Annotated in this window: 19 protein-coding genes; 12 read left to right on the forward strand and 7 right to left on the reverse strand. The window is 42.0% G+C overall.

Annotated features, from left to right (window positions below):
- Window positions 1-21: 21 nt before the first annotated feature.
- Together MHN81_RS19535 and MHN81_RS19540 are read left to right on the forward strand one after the other, a co-directional pair.
- Window positions 22-2,631, forward strand: a complete 2,610-nt coding sequence (locus MHN81_RS19535; RefSeq protein ID WP_239426485.1) for a TonB-dependent receptor — start codon at window positions 22-24, stop codon at window positions 2,629-2,631.
- 23 nt (window positions 2,632-2,654) lie between these two features.
- Entirely contained in the window at window positions 2,655-3,467 is an 813-nt protein-coding gene (locus MHN81_RS19540; protein WP_239426486.1) for a transporter substrate-binding domain-containing protein, read from the forward strand.
- 59 nt (window positions 3,468-3,526) lie between these two features.
- Here the strand turns inward: MHN81_RS19540 and MHN81_RS19545 are convergent, their stop codons facing one another.
- Complete coding sequence (locus MHN81_RS19545; protein WP_239426487.1) at window positions 3,527-5,683, reverse strand: M3 family metallopeptidase; 2,157 nt, start codon at window positions 5,681-5,683, stop codon at window positions 3,527-3,529.
- A gap of 390 nt (window positions 5,684-6,073) precedes the next feature.
- On the opposite strand from MHN81_RS19545, the gene MHN81_RS19550 reads away from it, so the two are divergent.
- Window positions 6,074-8,539 carry a TonB-dependent receptor gene (locus MHN81_RS19550; protein WP_239426488.1) on the forward strand — a complete coding sequence of 822 codons (2,466 nt, stop codon included), beginning with the start codon at window positions 6,074-6,076 and terminating at the stop codon, window positions 8,537-8,539.
- Window positions 8,540-8,651: 112 nt separating this feature from the next.
- On the opposite strand, the gene MHN81_RS19555 is transcribed toward MHN81_RS19550, so the two are convergent.
- The 4 genes from MHN81_RS19555 to MHN81_RS19570 form a co-directional block, all read right to left on the reverse strand.
- A complete protein-coding gene (locus MHN81_RS19555) occupies window positions 8,652-9,347 on the reverse strand; it encodes a hypothetical protein (RefSeq protein ID WP_239426489.1) in 696 nt (231 codons plus the stop codon).
- A 152-nt stretch (window positions 9,348-9,499) separates the two neighbouring features.
- Window positions 9,500-12,598: an efflux RND transporter permease subunit gene (locus tag MHN81_RS19560; RefSeq protein ID WP_239426490.1), complete on the reverse strand. Its 3,099-nt coding sequence runs from the start codon at window positions 12,596-12,598 to the stop codon at window positions 9,500-9,502.
- Window positions 12,595-13,710: an efflux RND transporter periplasmic adaptor subunit gene (locus tag MHN81_RS19565; RefSeq protein ID WP_239426491.1), complete on the reverse strand. Its 1,116-nt coding sequence runs from the start codon at window positions 13,708-13,710 to the stop codon at window positions 12,595-12,597. The genes MHN81_RS19560 and MHN81_RS19565 overlap by 4 nt, the downstream gene beginning before the upstream one ends.
- 18 nt (window positions 13,711-13,728) lie before the next feature.
- Window positions 13,729-14,454: a TetR/AcrR family transcriptional regulator gene (locus tag MHN81_RS19570; protein ID WP_023401373.1), complete on the reverse strand. Its 726-nt coding sequence runs from the start codon at window positions 14,452-14,454 to the stop codon at window positions 13,729-13,731.
- Between the two features lie 481 nt (window positions 14,455-14,935).
- Between MHN81_RS19570 and MHN81_RS19575 the strand changes: the two genes are divergently transcribed.
- From MHN81_RS19575 to MHN81_RS19610, 8 genes are all read left to right on the forward strand, one after another.
- Complete coding sequence (locus tag MHN81_RS19575; protein WP_239426492.1) at window positions 14,936-15,757, forward strand: GNAT family N-acetyltransferase; 822 nt, start codon at window positions 14,936-14,938, stop codon at window positions 15,755-15,757.
- Between the two features lie 102 nt (window positions 15,758-15,859).
- Complete coding sequence (locus MHN81_RS19580; RefSeq protein WP_023401375.1) at window positions 15,860-16,714, forward strand: AraC family transcriptional regulator; 855 nt, start codon at window positions 15,860-15,862, stop codon at window positions 16,712-16,714.
- A gap of 179 nt (window positions 16,715-16,893) precedes the next feature.
- Window positions 16,894-17,688, forward strand: coding sequence for a siderophore-interacting protein (locus tag MHN81_RS19585; protein ID WP_239426493.1), 795 nt, complete (start codon window positions 16,894-16,896; stop codon window positions 17,686-17,688).
- A gap of 479 nt (window positions 17,689-18,167) precedes the next feature.
- Window positions 18,168-18,614 (forward strand): hypothetical protein, encoded by a 447-nt coding sequence (locus MHN81_RS19590; protein WP_239426494.1) that lies wholly within the window; start codon window positions 18,168-18,170, stop codon window positions 18,612-18,614.
- A gap of 620 nt (window positions 18,615-19,234) precedes the next feature.
- Window positions 19,235-19,678, forward strand: coding sequence for a hypothetical protein (locus MHN81_RS19595; protein WP_023401379.1), 444 nt, complete (start codon window positions 19,235-19,237; stop codon window positions 19,676-19,678).
- Between the two features lie 125 nt (window positions 19,679-19,803).
- Window positions 19,804-20,529, forward strand: coding sequence for a hypothetical protein (locus MHN81_RS19600; RefSeq protein WP_239426495.1), 726 nt, complete (start codon window positions 19,804-19,806; stop codon window positions 20,527-20,529).
- A 493-nt stretch (window positions 20,530-21,022) separates the two neighbouring features.
- Complete coding sequence (locus tag MHN81_RS19605; RefSeq protein WP_023401381.1) at window positions 21,023-21,895, forward strand: PD40 domain-containing protein; 873 nt, start codon at window positions 21,023-21,025, stop codon at window positions 21,893-21,895.
- Window positions 21,896-22,072: 177 nt separating this feature from the next.
- Window positions 22,073-22,924, forward strand: coding sequence for a trypsin-like serine protease (locus MHN81_RS19610; RefSeq protein ID WP_239426496.1), 852 nt, complete (start codon window positions 22,073-22,075; stop codon window positions 22,922-22,924).
- A 69-nt stretch (window positions 22,925-22,993) separates the two neighbouring features.
- On the opposite strand, the gene MHN81_RS19615 is transcribed toward MHN81_RS19610, so the two are convergent.
- Window positions 22,994-23,452: a hypothetical protein gene (locus MHN81_RS19615; protein ID WP_023401383.1), complete on the reverse strand. Its 459-nt coding sequence runs from the start codon at window positions 23,450-23,452 to the stop codon at window positions 22,994-22,996.
- A gap of 390 nt (window positions 23,453-23,842) precedes the next feature.
- Here MHN81_RS19615 and MHN81_RS19620 point away from each other — a divergent pair, with 390 nt between their 5' ends.
- On the forward strand, window positions 23,843-24,472 hold the full coding sequence (locus MHN81_RS19620; RefSeq protein WP_023401384.1) for a hypothetical protein: 630 nt from the start codon (window positions 23,843-23,845) through the stop codon (window positions 24,470-24,472).
- A gap of 79 nt (window positions 24,473-24,551) precedes the next feature.
- Here MHN81_RS19620 and MHN81_RS19625 read toward each other — a convergent pair whose 3' ends face one another.
- Window positions 24,552-25,328, reverse strand: coding sequence for an HAD family hydrolase (locus tag MHN81_RS19625; protein WP_231105429.1), 777 nt, complete (start codon window positions 25,326-25,328; stop codon window positions 24,552-24,554).
- Window positions 25,329-25,416 lie beyond the last annotated feature (88 nt).

Here is a 25,416-nt window from a genome sequence, read left to right on the forward strand (position 1 = left end):
ATGGCGCAAAGCGGGGAGAGGATGTTTCAAACAAGGTCTGCAAGATTCGTTGGTCTTATACTAATCAGTGCGCCTTTTTATTGGTTACCTGCGATGTGCCAAGGAGCACAAGAGGTTGAAAAAATCTCCGTGACCGGCACTAGAATAAAGCGCTCAATACAAGCCGATAGCCCATCACCAATATCCAGCATTGATGCAAAAGCACTCTCCTATATTGGTGCTAATGATGTGAGAGACTTGATTGAAACCCTGTCATTTAACGCGGGGGCGCAGAACAACTCTGATAATTTGACACAAAACTTTACGGTCGGCACCTCAAATGTAAACCTCAGAGGGCTGGGCGTATCTTCTACTTTGGTGTTGTTGAATGGCCGGCGTCAAGTGACATCTGCTGTGGTTACGGATCAAGGAGCCAGCTTTGTCGACACCGCATCTCTGATCCCCACTTTGGCAATAAAGAGAGTTGAAATATTAAAAGATGGCGCATCGGCTATTTACGGCTCAGATGCGGTTGCGGGGGTTGTAAACTTTATTAGTAGAGATGATTTAATAGGCAGTGAGCTTCAATATGAGTATCGAAAACGCTTAAGTGAAGGCAGTCAAGATGAAACTAAAATAGACTTTGCTTATGGTGTCGAGATTGGCAACACTGGGCATCTGCTGGTCGCAGCAAGCTATTTAGAAAGGACCAGCTTAGTGCTTGGAGAAGTTGATTGGGTCCAACCGGCATTTAGCAGTTTTGGCAATCCTGGTAGTTTTGTACTCCCTTCTCTTGCCAATGGACTAAATCCAACGGGTCTCACAGTTGCTGACCCGAATTGTGAGCAAAATGGAGGTGTTGAGTCCGAAGGAAGTAATGGCAATACATTTTGTTTGTTTGATTTTGCACCGCAAATCACAGCAGTGCCGAATGAAGACAGGTTACAGCTGTACATGCATGCAAAATGGGAGTTAAACGATGGTGTTGAGCCATGGTTTGAAGCGGGTTTTGCAGATAATGATATTTCTCGAGAAGTTTCACCTAGTTTTCCTGTGCTAAATGCGCCGTCTGTGCTTTCGTCACATCCAAAAAACCCCTACAACGAAGATATATTTTTTAGAGGGCGACCATTTGGCGTTGGCAAACCAACTGAACGGAATTTTTATGAGCACCGTACTTCACGGGTCGCATTTGGTGTAGACGGATCTATAGGGTCGAACAAATACTGGCAAGTTTCCTATGTGAGTGCGCAAAATGATGCATTTTTAAATCCCAGAGATGTCATAGCTGATAACTTTCAATCTGCTTTATTGGGGTTTGGTGGGGTGAATTGTGACAGCCGAGGTGCTTCAATTGCAGGCACCGGTTCTTGTCTATATTTTAATCCTTTTTCCCCTCAAGATAGCGTGAATGAACAATTACGCAGTTACATCATTGGCGACTATATTGGTAACGTGAAATCGACGTTACGTGTTTTTGAAGGCGTCTTTGCGTTTGATGAACTGTTTGCAATCGGTGATGACTACAGCGCATTGGCGATTGGTATTCAATATAGAAAAGAATCAATGACCTCAGTCTATGACTCTTTGACGCAACAAGACAGATTTGCGTTTTTAATCGGCAATCAAAACGTATCTGGAGAGCGCAATGTTAAAGCGCTGTTTTCTGAGTTGCGACTCCCGCTTTTGGCTCAGTTTGAGCTGGGAGTGGCCATTCGATATGAAGATTATGGAGATTTAGGAGGTGACACCACTGATCCGAAACTGTCTGTGCTTTGGCATGTATCTCCAGATTTGTCGTTGAGAGGTTCATACAGCACATCCTTTAGAGCGCCCTCAGTTCATCAATTAAAAGGCATTCAAACCAATTTTGCCAATATTACTGATCCCAGAGATGGTTCGACGACGTTTGGCGGTAATCGAACTGTAGGTGATACGAGCTTGGTGCCAGAAACTTCAGAAGCGTTTAATTTTGGCATTTCATATGCATTCGATACATTAGATATAGATGTAGATTACTGGCGTTTTTCGTTTGAAGAAGTGTTAACTCGAGAAAGCCATCAAGCGGTTGTCAATGCGTTTCCAGATGACCCTAATCGGGTAGTGCGCACCTCCGCAGGCACAATTTCAATTGTGAATACGCGGTTTATCAATGCTGAAGCGATTGATACGTCAGGTGTGGATCTGACAGCCATGTATCATTTTGATATGCACTTTGGACGGGTAACCCCACAGCTTTCAGCGTCTTATTTGTTGGAGTATGACTTAATGGATGAAAGCGGCACTGTTACAGATGGTCTGGGTAAGTTGAATCGCAACACAGTCGGAAATCCGGCTCCAAGACTCAAAGGTAGCATGGGCATCAATTGGACCATGAACGGCCATAATGCAAATGTGTTTTTTCGCCATGTGGCCAGTTACGAAAATGACGTAAGTCTAGAGAAAATAAACTCTTTTAATACGATAGATTTACAGTATGAAATGGAACTCAATGAGTCTTCTATTTTGGCAGTTAGTGGGGCGATCACCGCTGGTGTAGTAAATATAACGGATAAAGCCCCGCCTTTTGTAAATATTGCAGGTAGTTATGACCCCAGAACAGGTGATCCGAGAGGACGCAGAGCGTATTTAAAGTTTAAGGTGCGCTTTTGAATTGTATGGTTGGTTGGTGGTATATGGCAGGTCATCTTTCCAATAAACGTAAATATGGGCATATTCGACTTATTGTCATGGTCGTCATGTCTGTGATCTTGCTAGTTCATAGTAGGGAGGGGAATACGCGGACTTTGCGTTTTGTCACACTTGAGTACCCGCCATACCAGTATTTAGAAGAGAACAATGCTAAAGGCATTGGAGTTAATATGGTTAACGAAGTATTTAACCGAATGGACAAGCCCTTTGTGATTGAATTTTTACCTTGGGGACGAGCGCTCAGAGAAGTTCAGGCTGCACGTGCCGATGGCATTTTTACTATTTATTTTTCCGAGGAACGTCAGAAAACCATGCTGTTTTCACAACAGGTATTGATAAAGCAATCGGTATCAATATTCAGTAATCGTGATAGTGATCTAAATCTGACTGGCGATATCAATGAATTGAGGCAGCTAAGAGTGGGGCTGGTTAGAAATGTAAGCTACGGTAAAGAAATAGACTCGGCTATAGCGCAAGGCGTGATCAACAAAGTGGTGGAAACCACTTCTGGCACTCAGAGCTTTAAACTCTTGCTGGCTGACAGAGTAGACGTTGTAATTAGTAACCAGCTCGGAGGATTTGACATACTTCGCCGACTAAACATTCAGCAATTGGTTCAATTGCACAGTGAGTATGAGTTTGTGATCCCCAGTTATTTCGCGTTTCCTAAAACATGGCGTGGTGAAAAGCTTAAACAGCAGTTCGACGCCACGCTGCAAAAAATGAAAAGTGATGGGACGTATAAAGCGGTATTAGCGCAATCTTTACTATGTAGTGGTAATGACTGTAAAGACTAGTCAGGGAAAAGTGGCCCTAAAATAGGCCACTCAGTTTTATGCTATATCAAGCACCTAGGCTAGTTAGCGCTTAAACCTCGACGTTTAAGCAAGGCGTCTGTCGTCGGCTCTTGACCTCTAAATGCTTTGTAAGACTCCATGAGTGGTCTTGAATTACCAACCTCAAGAATATTTTGACGATAGCGTTTGCCTATTTCTCTGTCCAGCCCGCCCTGAGATTGAACATATGCAAATGCGTCTGCCGCTAAAATCTCGCTCCACATATATGCATAATATCCCGCAGAATAGCCGCCGCCCATTGAGTGGGAAAAGTACGCAGATTTATAACGAGGCTGAATATGAGGTAAGTATAGGCCATGTTTCTTAAGCACTTTCTGTTCAAATGCTTCTAAATCTGTGATTTTATCCTCCGGCTTCAGGGCGTGCCATTCCATATCAACGACCGCTGCAGCGACGTACTCCAAAGTGTCAAATCCTTGGTTAAAGCTTCTTGAGTTCACTAACTTGTCTAATAACTCTTGTGGTATCGCGGCATTTGTTTGGTAGTGTTTTGCATAGTTGGCGATAACTTTTGGATGAATTGCCCAATCCTCCTCAAAAGTAGATGGAAACTCCACGAAATCTCTAGATACGGCAGTACCTGCCAGCGAAGGGTAATTGACGTCAGACAACATACCATGAATACCGTGGCCTAATTCATGGAAAATGGTGGTCACCTCGCCATAACTCAGTAGCGTAGGCTGGCCATTCGGTGCTTTAGCAATGTTCATAACATTGACCACAACTGGTGTTTGACCAAGCAAGTGAGACTGGTCGACAAATGAATTCATCCAAGCGCCACCGCGCTTGCCTTGGCGTGCAAAGTAATCGGCATAAAAGATAGCCAAGCTAGTTCCGTCATGGTCGAACACTTCATACGCTGTGACATCAGGATGATATACAGGTAAGTCTGGGCGAGGTTTAAACTCAATACCATATAGCGCTTTCATGGTGAAAAACACACCGTCTTCGAGCACGCGGTTAAATTCAAAGTATGGCCTGACAGTGCTTTCATCCAGCGCATATTTGTCTTGGCGGACTAACTCCGCGTAAAAAGCCCAGTCCCACGGCTGCACGGTAAAGTCGCCGCCTCTTTGGACTACTTTTTCCTCAATAGCTTGTGTTTCTTGCGCTGCATTTTCCATCAGTTGTTCAGTCATACCTGAGAACATTTTGAATACAGCTTCAGGTGTTTTTGCCATTTGTGCCGACAGGCCATATTCAGCCCAGCTATCAAAGCCAAGGATATTTGCGCGCTCAGCGCGGTTTTGTGCGAGACGACTTACAATCTCTGTATTACTGGTCTCACCAGAGCGAGCTCTATTTGCAGAGGCTAGCCAAATTCGCTCTCGTAAAGCGCGATTTTCAAGCTGTGCAAGAATGGGCTGGCGTGTGGTATTGGTAATACTGATTAGGTACTTACCTGTGTGTCCTGCGTTTTCAGCTGCTGCCGACATCGCGTCTATTTGTTTGTCATTTAGGCCCTTAAGTTGTGCTTTATCTTCAACCAAAACAGCAATATTTTGAGTTTCTTTTAGCAGGTTTTGACTAAATTGGGTGGTTAGTTGAGAGTGCTCTTTGTTGAGTATTCTGAGCTGTGACTTTTGATCTGCATTAAGCTTGGCACCTGCGCGGACAAATCGTTTGTAATATACCTCAGTGAGCCTGAGCGATTCCGCATCAAGTTTGAGCGTATCACGTTGCTGATAGATGTCTTGTACTCGACTGAAAAGTTTCTCATTTAGGTAAATGTTGTCGTAGTGCTGCGCCATCAGAGGGGCAAATTTTTGCTGTAGAGTTCTACGTGTAGGCGTTGAATCGGTCGCACTGATATTTGAAAAGTAGGCACTAACACGGGTTAGCTGCGCGCCACTTTTTTCTAAAGCGACAATTGTATTTTCAAATGTGACCGTCTTTTGGGCTGTTATTTCGTCAACTTCCGCGAGCTGTTGTGCAAAGCCAAGTTCAAATGCTGGAGCAATATGTTTGTCCTTGATGGCTGAGAAGTCAGGTGCTTGATATTGCAATGAACTGGGGCTGAGCAGTGGGTTTGTCAAGTCGACCTGCGTTGTTGTTTGTAGCTTTGATATTGCTGATTGTGGTGCGACATTTTGGCTATTGCAAGCCCCGAGCAACAGCACTGAGCTGATTGCAGCAGCGATTGATTTTCTTATCATGGTGTGTTTCCGAGATAGTAAGACTTTGGATATTTAATGCAAAAATTACGGTTTAATTGGTAAAGCATTTTGATAAAAACAGGTTGGGATTGGCTTCTATCAAGGTGCTTTGCGCGTGCTTTTATACAAGCTACCCGCAAGATTGAATTTATTTGATATGTTATATTGTAACAAAATAAATGCAATTATTATTCTTGTTTATTTACTAATAAATTTTTAAGTTTTTGATTTTTAATTTATAAAATGGGTTTCCTTTCAAGGTTGATGATTTTATTGCAATAGCGAGCTAAAAGATTTTTTTAAGACATGATTGAAAAAACACATGGAAAAAGCTTGCAAATTACCTGTTTGTGATATGTTATATTATAACAAAATTTAGATGGGACAATTATGTTTAAACTTTCACCACTGATGCTTGGCTTGATAGCGCCTTTATCAGTACAAGCGTATGCTCAAAATATTAGCGGCCAAGTTCAAGACGAGCAGGGTAAAGCAATTGCAAATGCGACGATTTCAGTTATGGGTTCGCAAAGAACAACTCAAACTGATAGTCAGGGTAAGTTTGTTTTACAAACAAATATAAGCGGTGATGTGGAGCTTCATATCACGGCGGCTGGATTTGCGCACCAAAACAAGCTTATTGCAGCATCAGATACAGGTTTAAACGCCATTGTCGTGACATTAAATTCTTCAGCTATTGAAGTGTTAGACGTTAAAGCATCACCATTTCATGCGTCGATGATGGAGTCATCTATGCCGGTAAGTGTGTTATCCGGAGATAAATTGCGCGAGCAGCAGGCTGCGACTTTGGGTGATACCTTATCTAAACAAGTGGGAGTCCACACCAGTTTCCATGCAAAAGTGGCAAGCACACCTGTTATTCGGGGGTTAAGTGGTCCTCGTGTTTTGATCACACAAAATAGTTTAGATGTCAGTGATGCTTCTCGTGTTGGCCCAGATCATTCAGTTGCTTCAGAGACTTCAACCGCTCAACAGGTGGAAGTACTTAGAGGTCCTGCAACACTTTTTTACGGCAGTGGTGCGATTGGCGGGGTTGTCAACGTGGTGGACGAGCGTGTCCCAACGCGCAGCGATACATTTGGTGAGGTACTGATTGAGCATGCGACAGGTGATGAGCAGAAGCTAGCGAGTTTAAATCTAAACACTGGTACAGAACAATTTGCGTTTCATGTTGACGGTTACCTGAGAGACTCAGAAGACTATGACATTCCAGTACCTGCTGAAAAAGGGGCTGATGAAACGCATTCTGGTGATTATAAAGTTGAAAATAGTGCAGAAGAGTCTTCGGGCGGGACGATTGGTACTTCTTATTTATTTGAACAAGGTTATATTGGCATCTCTTACGGAAAAATGACCAGAGAATACGGGATACCAGGCCATAGTCACGGCGACGAAGCGCCGACAGTTTATGCTGATTTAGACCAAGACAGATGGCAGATGATTGGTAAATACAGCTTCGATCATCAATGGCTAAGCGAAGCAAATTTTCGAGCTGCGTATACTGACTACGAGCATGCAGAGATAGAGCATGGTGAAGTAGGTACTATTTTTGCGAATGAAAGCCAAGAAGTACGTTTGGATTTGATGCATCAGCCGATTGCGCAATGGCGTGGTGGTGTCAGCGTACATTACAAACGCAGCGACTTCTCTGCACAAGGTGCTGAAGCATTTACACCGCCTTCAGTGAGCGAAACATTTGCGGTTGCGCTGATGGAAGAACGTCATTTTTCAGACGTGTTAGTGCAACTCGGTGCACGGGTAGAGCGTGTCACAATTGATGCTCCAAGGGTTGTATTGTCGAGTGGTGATTTGCAAGGTGACGACCACGACCACGACCACGACCACGACCACGACCACGACCACGACCACGACCACGACCATGACCATGACCACGACCACGACCATGACCATGAAGGCGAGCAGGCAATCGCTCAGCGTATTTTTGCAGTAGATCATGAGTTTACACCAATAAGTTTGTCGGCCGGTGCTGTTTGGGATTATCAACCGGGTTACAACATAGGTATTTCCGTGTCTCGTTCAGAGCGCGCACCAGCAGCGTCTGAGCTTTTTTCATTCGGTCCGCACATTGGAACAGGTACTTATGAAGTTGGCGCATTGTTTAGACAAAAGGCGGATAGTCTATCGTTTGAATTAAACCCCGCAGACATAGAGTTGGAACGCGCGCACAATATAGATTTAACTTGGCGAAAGCTAGATGGCGACTTTGGTTTTGTACTGAACGCTTTTTATAACCAGATTGACAACTATTACTATCAAGTTAACACCGGCCTAATGGCGGATGATGGACATGACCACCACCATGATCATGGTGAACACGACGAGCATGGAGATGAACATGATCACACAGATCATGAAGAGCATGGTTTACCTGTTTATGTGTTTAAAACTGATGACGTGATCACACATGGATTTGAAGCGGAGTTTGCTTGGCAGGCAACTGAGTCATTACATGCTACTTTGTTTGCTGATTTGGTACGTGCGCGTTTAAACGATGGTGGTAATTTGCCTATGGTTTCACCAGTTCGCTTTGGTACAAAGCTGACGTATAACTTAGAGCAATTCACGTTAAATCTTGATGTTGTGCGTTATCAAAAGCAATCCCATATCGCGGCTCATGAGACCGAAACGCCAGGTTACACCCTAGTTGATGCCAGCATCAACTATGATTTCGCAGCCCTAGGGCAGGACTGGGTATTGTATCTAAAAGGTCATAATCTGACGGATACAGAAGCACGCGTACATACGTCATTCTTAAAAGATAAGGCACCTATGCCGGGCAGAAGCTTTGCGCTTGGGTTTAGAGGGTATTTCTAACTTTTTGTCACTGTAGTCAAAGGGGCTTAGGCCCCTTTTTTTGTCCAGCTATTCAAAACGCTTAAAGCAACCGCAATGCAGAAATGAACAAGCGCGAAAGGCGTTTGTATATTCAGTGACTTTCATTGGAAATAAACTGAATCTCGGGACTTTCAATTGTAAACATTTGCCCATCATCCAATTCGATCTCAATATAAAATGTCATAGGAAACTGCGCCTTTGGTGGCGTATTTAATATGAGGTCAGTTCGAAGACCAAGGGGTGTTAAAGGCGCGTTATTTGCTGTTTCAATATAGGTATTTAATGTGGTGTAAATACGCTTTTCCTCTTTATAGGAAAAGTATTTATTCGGAAAAGTTGCGAAAGTCACAGAGAAGAGCTGATTTAAATTACTGCCGGCCAAAAAGTCTTCGTTGAAGTCATATGCAGAGGTTATTTTGATAGACTTTATACTTTCCTTGGTGGTTTTTATCTCAGGGGAACGGGCATAGGCTTTACTGATAATCGCAGGCCACATGGAGCTGGAAAAAGAGGATGCAATAACAACAGTTACCGTATCCAATCCGAAAATTAAGTTTTGGTGTGCAATTGGCGTGTTTGCTTGATAAGGGGAAGCTCGCTTTATTATATGCGTATCGATTTTCTGGTCGACCTCGCGATTGAAGAGGTACAAATCAATGCCCTTAGTGATCTGTTGAGTTTTCTGCTTTTCAGGTGGTTCAGGAAGGGGAGTAACACTCGACTCAGAGCCACAGCCCAAAAGCGCTACTACTAATATAAATAAACCTATGGCGCGTAAATACAGCATGCTAAATCCTTTTTCGACTGGTTTTAAAACATGGAGTATTCCATAAAGGGGAAGAAAGTATTGTTACTTATTGTTACTGGGGAGTTTGAAAAGTTTCGAGCTTGCGATAAGTGGGTTGTTCAGCTTTGTGCTGGCTGAACAACCCTGAGGTGTTAAATTTGAGTAGCAAATTGCGTTTCACTGAGTGCTTGCTCAGACTCTACTTCGCCTCTGTGATCTGTCGCGAGCTTTTCGTAAAGTAACGGCAGGACAATCAATGTAAAGAAAGTACCAATCAGCATGCCTGCAACCAAAATAATACCTATGCTGTTTCTAGCTTCGGCACCTGCTCCCGTCACCAGTACTAGAGGGAAATGACCCAGTACAGTAGCGCCAGTAGTCATCAAGATTGGACGAAGGCGGGTTGCAGCAGCACCTTTTACGGCGTCAAACTTGTTCTTTCCTTCAAGCTGCAAATGATTGGCAAATTCAACGATTAAAATACCATTTTTTGCGATTAACCCTATCAAGGTGATAAGGCCAATTTGGCTGTAAATATTTACGGTGGTGAGCGATAAAAATGGCAGCATAAGCGCACCTGATAATGCAAGCGGTGCGCAGCCTAAGAGCACCACAAGCGGATCTCTGAAGCTGTTAAATTGGATAGCAAGTAAGAAGTAAACCACAATCATGGCTACCAATAACACACCCACCATGGTGTTACCCTCTTTGCGAAGTTGCCTAGATTCTCCCGCATAATCAATTGAATAATGAGCAGGCAATATCTCTTTGGCAAATTCTTCAATGCTGCTGAGCCCTTGTTCCTTTGTGATGTGAGGCAATACTCCCGCCAAAATTCTAAATGAACCTTGTTGGTTAAAGGACCCGAGTACTCTTGGGCTTGTGAAAGTTCTCAATGTCGCAAAAGCTGATACAGGGATCAATGTGCCTTGATCTGTCCTGACCTGCATATTGAGTATATTTTCAGGGTTATAGCGCTCATCATCGCCAACAATTGGGATCACGCGATAGGCTTTACCATCTTTGTTAAAGTAGTTGGCGAAGTTGTTCGACATCAATACGCTGAGTTGGTTATTGACATCCGCAAGATTTAACCCCAAATCAGCCACAAGTAAACGATCTATTTCCAACTCAGCTTGCGGTAAATCAATTTTAAGATCTGTATTCACAAACATAAACTGGCCACTGGCATTGGCTTTGGCAATGATCTGGTCGGCGTACTGTTTCATCGTTTGTGCATCGTCACCAGAGCGCAATACAACTTCGACATCAAACTGACCTGCTGTAGGTAAAGATGCTGGCAAAATAGGGAACAAACTCAAGCCTGTCACACTGCCAAGGCGCCCATATAGGTCAAATAGTAAGTCGTGAACAGAGTTCTCGCGTTCTTCAAATGGCGCAAGTTCTACACCACCGAAACCAGCGGCAGCTGTGACTATTTGCCAAGTAAATTGGCCGCCTTCAGTCGCATTCATGACCCGTGCTGTGTCATTCATTTTTTCTGCTGTATAGACCTGAGAAGATTCTGGTGGTGCCTCAATAACGACCTGAACACTGCTTTGATCCTCAATCGGGGCAAGCTCTTTTTGCGACAATAAATAAAATGGCACTGACAATAATGAAAACACAATGGCAACAAAAAATATCTGAGGTCGCCACTTAAACAAGGTATCTAGGCTACGAAAATAAAATGCTTGCAGCCTGTCAAAATAGCTATTTACAGCTCGTGTAAGTTTGCCTTCTTTTCCGCCTTCAGGGTTTACATACGCACTCATGATTGGCGAGAGTGTAATCGCAACCAGTCCTGAAATCAGTACGGCAATCGCCAAGGTAAAAGCAAACTCTCGGAATAAAAATCCAGTTAAACCAGTTAGGAACCCTATTGGAGCATATACTGCGGCGAGGGTCAGTGTCATTGCAATGACAGGCACAAGCAATTGTCTTGAGCTGATCAGTGCTGCCTGCAATCTCGGTTTGCCTTCTCGCATGTGACGGGCAACGTTTTCAACCACCACAATGGCATCATCTACAACTAGACCGACTGACAGCACAATGGCCAAAATCGTTAGTAGATTCAATGAAAAGCCCATCATGTAGATCACCGCGACGGCACCTAAAATAGAAATTGGAATAGTGATCAAAGGCACCATGGCGGTTCTAAAAGAGCCCATCATTGCTACAACAACGATACCTACGAGGAGAACAGTTTCGGCAAGTGTGGTGAAAATTTCTTTGATGGAATCACGCATGTACAGCGTACCGTCATAGCCAATCGATATTTTCATATCATTTGGTAGGATCTGGTTGATTTCGTCGAGCTTTTTATAAAGCGCATCACCGATGTTAATTTCGTTGGCACCGGGCAGCGCCCAAACAGCGAGAAATACAGTGTCGTGATAATCAAGTCGCGCTGTGACCATACCTTGCGCTTCGCCGATTTCAATGTCTGCGATATCCCTAAGCTTTAACTGCGCACTGGCAGTTTCTTTCACGACAAGGTTTTCAAAATCAGCTGCGCTCTTCAGGCTGGTGTTTGCCATTAAATCGATACGTTGACGGTTATTTTCCGTGTATCCAATGGTCGCAATGGTATTGTTTGCTTGCAGCGCTGCAAAAACGTCGCTGGCACTTAGGTCGTAAATGGCCAATTTATCGCTGTCTAACCAAATACGCATAGCCGGGTTTCGTCCACCTTCTAGGGTGACTTTTTGCACACCAGGAATATCCGACATAGATGGCACAACATTGCGAACTAAGTAATCACTTACTTCATTTCTGGGCAGGCCTTGTGACTCTACATCAAGGTAAAAAACGGCATAAGGGCTATCTGCGCGAACAATTTGAATAGCGGGATCTTCTGCGCCGGTTGGTAGTTCAAATTTAATTTGGTTGAGCCGGGTTGTAAGTTCAGCCAGTGCGTCGGTTGTACTGTGGTTAAGATCTAGCCAAGCCGTCACTTTACTCATACCTGAGGTTGTGACAGAGTCAACATAATCGACACCTGGTACAGTCGATGCCACACGTTCGATAGGTTCTGTGACATAGCCTTTTACAACATCTGCAGCAGCACCTGTATAAACGGTATTGATCACCAAGGAGGCACTCTCAATTTTTGGGTATTGCTGTACAGAGATCTGCTTAGCGGCGTTAACACCAGCCAATATGATCAGCAATGAGAGCACAATTGCCAATACAGGTCGATTGACAAAAATGTCCATTACCGATGGTTTATTTTCGTGTAATGAACTCATTGCTGTGCTCCACTCTGATTATCTAATGATGCCGTTTGCTCCGTATAGACCAACAGATTTTCACTGAGTTTAAATGCTCCTTCGCTGGCAATAAACTCACCACCAGAAAGCCCAGTCAGAACGATCTGGTTGTCTTGTACCTTGTCACCTAACGTCACTTTAACTGGTTTCGCTCGCCAATTCTGCTGTTCGTCTTTTTCGAGTTGATAGACAAATTCGCCAAAATGACTACGCGTAATGGCGTTAGTTGGAACTAATACAGCTTTGATGGTGTTGGCAGGGACTGTGACCATCGTCATTTGATTGTGATTAAATCGATTATCAGAATTCGGTAGCAGCGCGCGGTAACTTTGCTGGCGAGAGTCAGAATCAATGCTGGGTTTTTTGGCAATGATTCTCGCATGGAAATCTCTGAACTCAGCGCTGGTTGAATCTGTCAGCGAAATGCTTACTTGGCTGCCAATGTGTGGTTGTGCCAATGTTTGAGGAACATGGAAGTCCACCCATATTGCATTGTCGCTACCAATCATTGTAGTAATCTGGTTATTTACATCTAAAAACTGACCGACCTGATATTGGTCAAGGCCTGTTTGACCAGTAAATGGGGCACGGATGGTTTTTTTCGCGATCAAGGCTTGCAGGTTTTGCACCTCAGCTTCGCCAATACTGACATCGGCTTCTGCTTTATCAACTTCGTCCGGGCTGATCCGTTTTTGTTTCAACAATTTTACAACACGTGCATAGGTCGATTTGGCTAATTTGACGCGTGCCTTAGCGGCTTTTAAATTTGCTTCGTCAATACTGGTGTCAAGTTTCAACAGTACTTGCTCAAACTCTACAGTGTCACCCGGGTTAAAGCCAACATAGGTAATTTGTCCCGAATATTCATTACTGATAGTCATGTTTTTTCGCGCTTGTAGCTGACCAACCACTTTGATATTACTGGTATGCTCAATCGCTTTTGCATAGGTGCTTTTTACCGATGCTGATGGTTCAGGAAATGATTCACCAAAGGCAATTTGAGCTTGTATTTGACTAAACTTGATAAAGCCCAAACTGGCAATCACAACGAGGACAATAAAGGTAGCTGCGAGCCAACGTTTAATATTCATAATTACTCCTATCTGTGATTAACGCAGGTCTAGCGCAATCAGTTGTTGTTCAATATGTTTAAGTGAGGCGTCATTTATAGGCTGTCGCCACGGGTAGCTATTGATTAGACGTACCGAGCTTCTGATAATTGGGTGGTTAAGAGGTAATGGTGCTAGCAATGAATCCGTTCCTTCTATAATCTGTTTTGTCTGTTGCACACGTTGTACTTGTTCATACCCGACCGTCATCGCCCATCCGCTGATGATGATTTCTTCGATCGCTTCAGATAAGTTCGGTACATCTTCAAGTTCGCCAGCATTAATCGCTTCCACCAATGCTAATTTAAACGAAGACTCACAACGAGACTGTGCTTCAATAATTTTACCGGTCCAATAAGTAGAACCTTTTTTGATGACAGCTTCATTGGTTGCGTAGGTTTGAAGTGCATAATCAAATTCGAACAGTTGTAACTTTAGCGGTGAAATAAGGCTGATCGCGATAATCTTTTCGGGCGCACTGAGTTCAAGAGCAAGAACCTGGTCAAATATATTGGAGAGATGTGTAAAAGATTCATTGGCAAGGGCAAGCACGATATCTTCCTTACTTTGTACAAACTTGTATACCGAGCCCATTGAAAGCCCCGCAATGCGCGCTATCTTGGCCATGGTAAAGTCTGTGATCGAAGCTTCATTGATGCATTGCTCTGCAGCGGCAAGGATCATTTTTCGCTGAGTTTGTTGATCATATTTAGGTGCTGGTGCCATCTTATTACTCCATAGGTGACCAGTTTTGATTTTCATTCGAATGATGTTCGAATGTCGTTATTTTAACTCTCAAAAACCTGATGTCAATCGAACTAGACTATTTAATATTTAAGCTTATCTCCCCCTGAGAATATTTAAATGGGGTTCACTAGAGCACCTAGAAGGTCGACTATGAAAGATTTAGCCTGAGGTGGGCTGTTAAAGTTTGAGCAGTTTTTATTAGTAGTTCATTGAAAATGTATAAGCTAATTTCTTTTTATGTTGTTGCGCACCAAGCCGTGTTGCCAGGCTTGATAGAATTGAATTTGGCGGTTGTTGGTGTGTTAACTTGAAGGCGCCATTTTGCTCTTTTTAAGTTGTCGTTTTTATTCAATCTCGAATATAAAAACTTCATTAAAATTGTTTTCATTGAGTTGTAGTTGAGGACGGTTTTTTTGGTTCAAGACTACGAAATTTAAGCAATAGAAGTAGGATTGAAGCGATGTTAAACATCAGAGAAATTACTCAGCCAAGCGAACTCCGCGTTTTAAAAACGGCATACTTTAACGCATCTACAAGCCCCCTAGATGGTATGTGGCACTTTGGATTTGTTCCAATGGCGGAGCACTTCGGCTTTTATGAAGGTGAAAACTTGGTTGGCTATTGTTGTATCAATAGTGAAAAGTACCTTTTACAGTTTTATTTGTCAGAATTAGCCAATACATTGCCTAGCGATCTATTTACGTCAATTATTAACGGTGAAAGTGCTGCTATAGGCGAAGTTAAAGGTGCTTTTGCCAGTACCGCGGAGCCGCAATATTTATCGTTATGCATGGATGGCTCAGCAGCACATTCGGTCAATGCACTTATGTACCAGTTTTGTGAAGATAAAGCTGTGAGAGAAGTAAATGAGATAGATCTCAATTTAGCAGACGATGGCCAATTAAGCTTGCTAGTCGATTTTGCTTTTGAAGCGATAGATGCGCCGAAAGAGTGGCTCACAAGTTACTATACGCGTTTAATCAGCCGTAACGAGTTGTGGTATTGGGTCAGAAATGGAAGCGTGGTCGCGACAGGCGAGTGCCGATTATTTGATGAGTACCAAACACAATTTGCAGACGTTGGAATGATTGTATCGACAGAACATAGACGACAAGGTTTAGCAACTCGGGTACTAAAACAATTGGTAATGATTGCCAAGAAAAAAGGGCTGAAAGCTGTTTGTTCTGCAGAAAGTAGTAATATAGGGGCACAAAAAGCAATTTATAAAGCGGGCTTTACTGCATTGAATAGAATTGTGCAGTTTGATTTTTCCAATCGTTAATTATTTGCTTCCAACCGCCTTGTGTATTTTAGGATAAAAGGCTTTGGGGCAGTGTCATCAACTGCTATAAATGAGTATTCCATTTTCGCGTCAGAGAGCATTATGATCCAGTGGTTACAATTCCCTCAGTGTTCTGTTGTGTCTACTTTTGTTGAGTGTTATTGGCTGATTGAGAAGGGGGAACAAGCGCAAGGTGTTCAATTTCCTAAGCTAAACCCCGACCCTAGTGGTCACTTAATTATGTCTCCCGCGGACCAACCTTATTCTTACAATTTTGGCGGCAATATAGAATGTGGTGTCGGGAGCCATATTCTATTTCCCCATTTACAATCCTTACAGTTAGATCACTCTTGCTCTTTTATTCATCTCGGTATTAAGTTTAAAGTCGGCGCGTTCTATGCCATAAAAATACCTGGTTTCGGCCACCCAACACTGGACCAAGTTGCTGCAATTGATTTACAGGCTCTGCTGGTAATGAGTGAATTAGAAGTGATTGATTTGCTATCACTCGCTCGAGCGAGCAATACTTTGTGTCGTGATAAACTTGATAGCGTGTTAGCGCGTTGGCTTACTCAATTTCATCAAGACAGGTACAGTGAATTAACATCCAAAGCTTTGAAAGTAATCAACATAGAGCCCATTGCTCGGCTAGGTGAGCAATTACATTGCAGTCAAAGAACATTAGAGAGAGCATTCAGCAAAACGACCGGATTTACACTGAAGCAATGCCAGTCAATGAATAGGCTTGAAGCAATGCTCGAATACTTATATTCACGCAACAAAGAGGAGATTGATTGGGCTGAAGTTGCATGTCGATTCGGCTTTAGTGATCAACCTCATTTGATTCGTTATCTTAAATCCCAGCTCGGTTTTACGCCTGCCAAATATGCCACTGACAGAGGCCTAACAATTGATGCATATGGTGGCATATCAAATTATTTGCATGAGTCCAATTGATGTATGGTAATGCACTTATTCCCTCCTAAGACGAAGCAACAAAAAACGATATCACGTTTATAGATATCGCTTTTAAATTTCCATTATTCAAATCTAAGTCTCAGCCCTTTCAAGGACGAGTTTATTAAATATTTCACACTGCCATTCGTATTATTAACAAAGAACAAAAGGTATCAATGATGGCTGTTGGCAATTATCGCAAAACAAAAGTGTTAGAGAGTGAATATTTATCACCGAATATGAAACGGGTTGTATTAACGGGACCTGATTTAGCAAGTTTTCCTAGTGGCTTTGAAGGAGGCTATGTGAAGCTGCTTTTTACCAAGCAGGGTAGAGCACTGCATGAAGAAGAGGCATTTGAGCAGTTAAGCCGTCAAAATATCATGATGCGTACATACACAGTGCGTGGATTTGATAAGACAACACAGCAACTCACCCTCGATTTTGCACTGCATTCTAATGAAGGCAGCATGGCACCTGCTTCAGATTGGGCTAGGGAAGCGCAAGCAGGAGATGAGATGATCGTTGGCGGTCCTGGGAGCACGATGGGAGTCGATAGCAGTGCAGATTGGTTTTTATTTGTTGGCGATATGACGGCGATACCCGCCATAAGTTGTTATTTAGAGCGATTACCAAAAACTGCCAAGGGAACTGTGGTGCTAGAAGTGACGCAACAAGAAGATATTTTGGATCTCACCAAACCCGGTGGTGTTGATGTGATCTGGAAGGTCAATGGTACGCCAGGTAGAAACAGCCAATTGTTGGACACCGTTCAAGCTCTGGATTGGCATCAAGGCCGCGTTTTTGTTTGGTGTGCCTGTGAGTTTGATACTATGAAGACACTGCGTCGTTGGTTTAAGCGAACAAAAGGCATTGAGAAAGAGCAGATGTATGTGAGCAGCTATTGGAAATATGATTGTACAGAAGACGAACATAAAGTTGAAAAAAGAGTGGATTCACAGCTCTCAGACTGATCCCAATGGAATAGGAAAGTTGAGCGCAAAGCAATCAAGGCTGTACTTTCTTTTTGTCTCTTTAAACCTAATTGGTACATTGTGTGATTAAGTCTTAATTTGATCTGTCAGATTCGATTAACAGGGCTCAATCAAACCTGATAGTCGTGTATGTGCCAAAAGCGGACCTTAATGCGTAACTTGTTTCTGCCCCAAAACATGTTTAGTCGAATGCCTCAAAGAATAGCGGCCATTAGAAAATATTTTTAAAGCATTGAGCTTATGCTCAGTTGTTTTGTGATTTTTCTATAGTCAAGAAAACGACCCATTGGGTCGTTTTTATCCTTTCCATAATTTCTACAATGATATAAAAAATATCTTTAGCAACAAGTTAGTTATTGTGATAGAACCAGTACAATGATAAAAATGGCCCATGGCTTGGTAGAAAAACGGTCCAATGGGTCGATATTAAATTGTTAGGTGTAAATGGAAGTTCAATTGTGAATTCAAATTTCGATAAATATATTTCTAATCTTGTTACCAACAAAGCGAAATTTCCTGAACAGCTCTTTGAATTCGCAACGGATCTTGAACGTTACAAGTTAAATCACCCCAAGTCGCTTCATGATAGTTGGGTTTCATCTTTAACTATTGCCGAGAATCGCAATAAACAGCGTCCTTTTGATGCTTCGTTATCAATCATTTTAAGCCTAATCGGGCAACAGCATGATCGCGACATTGTTTTAATCTATAACAATGTTAAATCCTACAAACTAATCGGTCATGAAAATGAATTTAATTACAATGATACTTTTCATGGTGATGTTTTAACTCACGAAGTATCGTTGGAAAATGGGCTATACAAACATATTATTGAATTACGCTCTAGCTCTATATTCAAAGTGTATTTTACAGATTTCAAAGTTACAGAGTGCGTTTACACATAACAAACGCATCAACGCATGGGCTAATAAAGCTTGGCTTAGTTCGTGCCTCACTAATTATAGCCAAGCTTTATTAGCCCATTATGCGGGCGTTATAAGCCACAGGTAGAACATGCGTAACCTTCTAGTTTTGTTGTTATTATTCAGCAGCGCTTCTTTTAGTAGCGAGGGTGTTTTTGAGCGATGGACTGCAAAAGGAAAAGAGTGTTTTTTTAAGTTTCAAATACCACCTAGCGTAAATTGGGATGGGGAATCTGAATTACCTATTTCTATTAAGGGCATTAATACCGCTTTCAAAAATTAGACTAATGCTAACTTAAGCAGTGGCGAAGAAGCGCATGTTACAAATTACAATTTAGCATCTGTTTTTTCAGAAGAAGCTACAACCAATTACTGGGTTTATAAAGTTGGCTATGTTGTTTTTAATAATGGTTCGCCTACACAAAACTTTAATCGTAAGGTAGTAATTGACCTTTCTGGTAAAGTAATCACCCCAGTATGTGGCTTATAACAAATTAATTAAACAATGGACGCAAAACAGCAGGCTTGCGCTCATTCTTCGCTAAGTTTAGCCTGCTATTTTCTGCCGTTTATTAAGGCGTTATATTTTTAAGGGATTACACATGAAGTATACTATACTGGCATTGTTGGGGCTTTCTAATATTGCTTATTCATCTCCTGATTTTCCTATCGGCAATTGGGAGGCTGTAAGCCGATCTGATCAAGCTATTTATGGGAGCTTTACTTTTACGAAAGAAAAGGTCTATTGGGGCTTGTCGCCTGATGCTCCGCCCTGTAGTGCCAATTATTCAGTTAAAGTAACGAGTCCTGAAAACTGGGATATAAAGTTCTCAAATAAAAAATGTGATTATGATGAGATGAATAATAGCAGTCATAGTAGAAGGCTTGTCGGAATAAATTTACGTATCGACGCTAGCCTTAACAGTAAATATGATAAGAACAGTATAAGGGCGTGGGTGTCTACAAAGTCTGAGGGGTGGAAATCTACTGGGGAGGGTATGTATCAACTTTATAAGTGGAGTTTCTACGAAAAAATAAAAATATAACAAGTGCCTAAAAGCAGGCTTGCGCTCACTCTTCGCTTAGTTTAGCCTGCAATTCTTCGCCGTTTATTAAGGTGTTATAAGCCGTAATCCAGTATGGAGTATACCTGTGATTCTTGTAAAGAGTTATGGTGGAGTTGGCTAACCACTATTGGTCGTATACTGCCTTGTACTTTAACCAAGGCGTGTTGGTTGGAGCGCAATATAACCGACAGTTGCTCCCTATGATATGGAGTAATCTCATCGAACTTGCAGCCACAAAACCTACCATGGAAGTAGGTAGTGCTGAAGTTAGTTTACTTCACCAAGCAATTTCGGATTCATATTTTGCTGAACTCGAACATAAGTATGACTTGCTGGACTACGATACATTCCGAGTTTCAAAAGATGAAGTTGAGCTAAGGCTATCAGGGTTTGCGATAGGTGATACGCTGTCGTTAAAGGAGATTGTACCTATCATGGCCTGTTATGATGAGCGCACAGATGTGCAAAGCTTTATTGATGAACAAGCAGAGCAGTTACCTGTCTTTTACGATCAGTTGGGTAATACGGGCCTAATCACCGGGTGCAGTCAAATTATTAATCTATGGGATGACCGAAACTTTATGTCGTTGTCTTTAATTGAGCAGGCTAACTTTAAAAGCGCCAAGTTACATTTTTCTAAGGCCAATTCAAGTGCTCTGTCTGGCTGGTCTTTTTATAATGTGAAGTACCTCAATGGTATATCGGCACATTCGGAATTGGTAATTAAAGACAGTAAAGATGGTATATACGAAGTCCAAATTGGCGGTTGGTTTGGACACTTTAGCACGGATCAAGAGTTCGCGTATGAAGGCGTTTTTTACCTTCAGTAGCTAAGTAAAGGACCTTCCACTGTCCGACGATAATATGCCGCTCACTTTCAAATGCTGTGGTGAGCGACAACAGCCTTTGCCTGAAGGTTGTAAATTTGTATCGCAGACCATTTTTAGACAAACCAAATTGGTTTGTAAAGCGTAATTTTAACGCTGCGCCACTTGAGAACATGAGAAGTGATAGATGAATTTGCTAACTGCATTGTTTCAATTGGGATAGATTAAATTCTAAAAAGCGAGCTTAGCTTGAGGGCGCTTCAAATATTGTATAAACGCAGAGGTGTTAAGTTTTGTTAACCTCCAATTCTTTCATATAGTTTGGCTAAGAAAACGACTGCCCCACCATCAGTTTTTAGCCTTAATGTATTGATATATATACTTACTTTCTTAGTCATAGAAAAGTTGGTGACAAATCAAGTAAACGTCAAGTCAATTGTTCCACAGTAGATATGCTGCAATCAAAACGTTGATTAATAAAACTGAGGAGTTACCTATGGGAAGCGTTAAACCACTGTGGGCAGGTGCTATGTTCATGGCATTTACTATGACCGACTTTGCTGCGGCAATGGAACGTGATGGGCCAATGGTTGGGCCCTATCTAGGCCAGAAACAACCTGGTTCGGAGCCAAAAGTATTTGCTCCGGGAAGTGTGTCCGCGAAACAGCGTGATACAAATCCATTTTTTTCTCCAGACATGTCGGAATTTTACTTTACGAGGAAAGATCCCGATGTAAACAAGTGGTCGCTTATTGTATTCAAACAAATAGATGGTCATTGGCATGAGTCGACAGTGGGGCCGCGTATTTGGCGGCCATTACTTGCACCTGATGGCAAAACGATGCACATGGGTAAATATGTGATGACGAGAGCAGGAGCGGGATGGTCCCAACATCGAGTATTGGATCCTATGTTTGATAGAGAAGATTGGGGTATTATGAGGCTAACAGCTGCTGCTGATGGCACTTACGTGTTAGACGATTATAAAAGCGGTGACGTTCTGAGAATATCATCTTTGGTGAATGGAAAACGAACTAAACCAGAGAGATTGGGCCCACAAATTAATACAGGCAAATACAATGCACACCCTTTTATTGCTCCGGATGGATCTTATTTAATTTGGGATGGTGTTCGTGAAACGGGCTACGGTAACTCTGATTTGTATATAAGCTTCCGTGATAAACAAGGTCGTTGGGGCAAAGCCATCAACCTAGGTGATAAGGTAAACACCAGCGCAAGAGAGGCTTCTGCCAGCGTGACTCCAGATGGGAAGTTCTTATTTTTCAATCGTGCTACCAAAGATAATGACAGCGACATTTTTTGGGTTGACGCCAAAGTGATAGAAGATTTAAGGCCAAGTAATAGTTAGATTATTAGGTAATATGCACAAGCAGGGCATGCTACTGAGTACTTATTGCAATAGATGAGAAAAAGCTGGTACGCTCAATGGCTAGTACAAAGTATATTTAGTTACGCTCATACTTCGTTTATAGAGATTTAAATCATATTCCATCATAAACGATGCCAAAATAAAAACAGGGGTTATATGAAATATATTTTACTAGCCTTGAGCTTTATAGCGCTCAATGCACATGCCATTATTATTCGTCATGATGTAAAAGATACTAATTATTTAGCAAAACCTGATGACTTTCCAGCACTTGCAACGTTTTACATAGATGGTGCTCATGGCATCCTGTTTTCATCAAAATGGATTATAACCGCGGCACACACAACATTTTGTTTAACCTCTGGCACCAAGATAAAAATGAGCAAAGGCAGTGCCACCGTCAAAAGGTTGCATATTCACCCTAATCACACCCCAGGCATTAGTCATGATATCGCTTTGGTAGAGCTTTTGGAGGACGCCGCGCATGTGCCTCCTGCCACCTTGTATACCAGAAATGACGAATCAGGGCTGCCAATCTGGTTTATTGGCATAGGTGGTACAGGTAATGGTAATACAGGGATCACCACTGATAACTATGAAAATAAAGGCGTGCTCAGAAAAGCTCAAAATCGTGTAGAGGAAGCGAAAGGCCCGATTTTAACGTTTAAATTTGATAAAGATGAAGATGCTTTACCATTTGAAGGAATATCGGGCGGTGGTGATAGTGGCGGGCCTGCCTTTATTAAAACTGAGCGCGGATATCAGTTATTAGGTATAAGCTCTCGGTATGGTGGCGGACCATCTGAGAAGTATGGCAGCTTTGAGGTGTACTCACGTGTTTCATATTTTGTCCCTTGGATTAGGGAGGTGATGAACAAGCCAGACAAAGCAGTTAGCTCTGGTGTGAGTCTCGATAAATTGAAGTACCTGCCGGGAGGCCTTAAGCCGTCAGATCTCCCTGCTTTGTGTCCAGATATATTGTTTAGCCATAACGCGCTGAGCAAATAACAGATGTCAAAGTAGGCAGCTAACCGTTGCCTACTTGTCTATCTTGTTCAAGTGTTACAAGGTGCTCTACTACTGCAACTTTTGAATATGCATCTGCGGGTGTTTTTGCATCACTTTGTTTAGTGTATCGTGCTGGTTGTCGTCAATTTCAACATGCAAAACTAGCGGGTGCCTTTCTCCTTGTGTAAAATCCCGACACATCATGTAATATCGCATTAAGTCTGAACCCACCATGCCACACACCCATATGCTAAAAAGCGCGAGTACAACAGTCCCTACGACGGCAGCAGTTGGTGGTATAAGGATCCAAGTTACTGCGAAATACGCGCTTACTATGATTGCAATTAACACAACTAGCTCTGATTTTAAAATCCCAACAATATGGTTGGTTAGGCAATCATGTAATGGGTGCGCTTTGTTATCACACAGTGCGCTGACGTCTTCGGTATCTAGGTGTAAGGCTTCCAGCTCATCTTGTGTCTCACGAAACGCAGTGTAATCGTGGCCTTTGATAATGTAGTGATTCATACAACCTCCCAACATTCAGTGTGTACAACTATACGTTAAGGAAAGCCTCTTGGTTTACTTGCCCTAAAACTCCAATAAAATCTTCGCTAATAGGCTGATAACTATAATTTTATTGATTAGTTGTCACGGAGAGGGCATATGACCATATTTACAGGGTGTAATATTAAACAATTGGCAATATTATTTAGTTTGATTTCTTTTATTATTAGGCGGGCTTTGTGTATTCTAATATTTTAAATGTTGATTAATTTTGGTTGTTTTTAATTGTGTGAGAGTTTAATAGATTGCATTGATTTGCAAAAGTGTTTTATCGTAATGCTTTGTAATGTTTAAGTCTGGTTTTTATCTCTAAGCTAATTTACCGAAACGTTAAATTAAAAGGAGATGAAAATGAAGTTACGTAAATTAGCTGGTAGTAGTTTAATCGGAGCTGCTGCGCTCATTATGCAATTTTCAAGTGTTGCTGGAGAATCTAACGTTAATACGAACGAAGTTCAAAGTAACGTAGATTATTACCAAAATGTCGGAAAATATGTGACGAAAGTTGGTGAGTTGTCGCCACATGACAGACAAGAAATACAAGCTTCGTACTGGGAGCGAATGAATGGCAATGGATCAGGATGGTACGCAACAAATGGTGGGATCCGTGCTGTATATGGTGCGGGAGGCAGTGATAGAAGCGTGGAGCAGTTTCTTGCAGATACTTATGGTTCAGTACCGTGGTACTGGGCTACTACTGCAACGGTAAAAGTACAAATGGATGGTAATGGTTCAAAAGCATACCGTTGCCCGAGCAATCACTTGGTGACTGAGCTTTATTATGCTGATAGCGGCGATGACAGTGTTGAGGCATTAAGGTGTAAAGCGATGAGGTCGCATTCAACTGGATCAGAAACCACTGTCCGAGTTCCTTATACAGGTGTTGCGTATTGCCCGAGTGGTTATTACTTAACAGGTATGCGCTATAAAGATTATGGTGATGATTATGTCGAAGAAATCATTTGCTCAAAAGTTTATTAATTAAAAATTTAATCTTATGGTTTTAAACTGCAAGTGTGATTAATTTCACACTTGCAAATTTAAATTGGTTTTTATTTTTTTACGTGTTTTTTAACTGTATTATTTTTGATATTTCATATAGCTCTTTTATTAAGTTTTCCTGAGTTACTTTCGTATATTCTCTTTCCAAATAAATAAGGTCTCCAACCACATAAGCCAATTTTGCAGCCTCTAACATGGCAATATCGTTTTGGTCATTACCCATGCATAGGGTATTTTTCATATCCAGGCCAGCGCGCAATAGCGCATTTAACTTATTACTGTATTTGGGGACGACATCAAAACTATTGCATCCATTGTGGTGATAAAAATCATAATCACTGAGCGTGGTATTGAGATACGCTTTAACTTCTAAGTGCCGATTTTCTTCTAGTACCAACAGTTTGACGATGGGTTCTAACCTGAGTGATTGGTTACAATATGGGTTTCTACCCAACTTTTTAACTTCTTGATGAAAGCGATGTGGAGTGTCTGAGATAGCATATTCCTCGATGCCATCGTATAGGTATGGAATTTCGTTTTGATCAAGCCAGTTCAAAACTTCGATAACTTCTCGTTTATTGAAGTTTAAAGTGTCGTAAACGACTTTGTTTTTGCTAATCATCGCGCCATTGCAACCAATGATATGATGGTGCCAAAAGTGTTTTGGCAGTACTGGCAAGGTATCTCTTAGCGGACGCGCCGTGGCAAAGTGTATCGTCGCACCTTGTCGCTCAATTGCCTGTAACGCTTCGGCTACTGCATCCTGCATAGGCTGACCTTTAAAAATTAGAGTCCCATCTAGATCAAATACGACATTCATTATTTTACGTCTCATAATTTAAGTTGCGTTTACTTTGCCAAAAATTCGCGATATAAATTTAGCTATTGGCTCAAAATTATTAGGTATTAGCTCATTAGTAAAA

Source organism: Pseudoalteromonas sp. Of7M-16 (assembly GCF_022347805.1).
Lineage (GTDB): Bacteria > Pseudomonadota > Gammaproteobacteria > Enterobacterales > Alteromonadaceae > Pseudoalteromonas > Pseudoalteromonas luteoviolacea_F.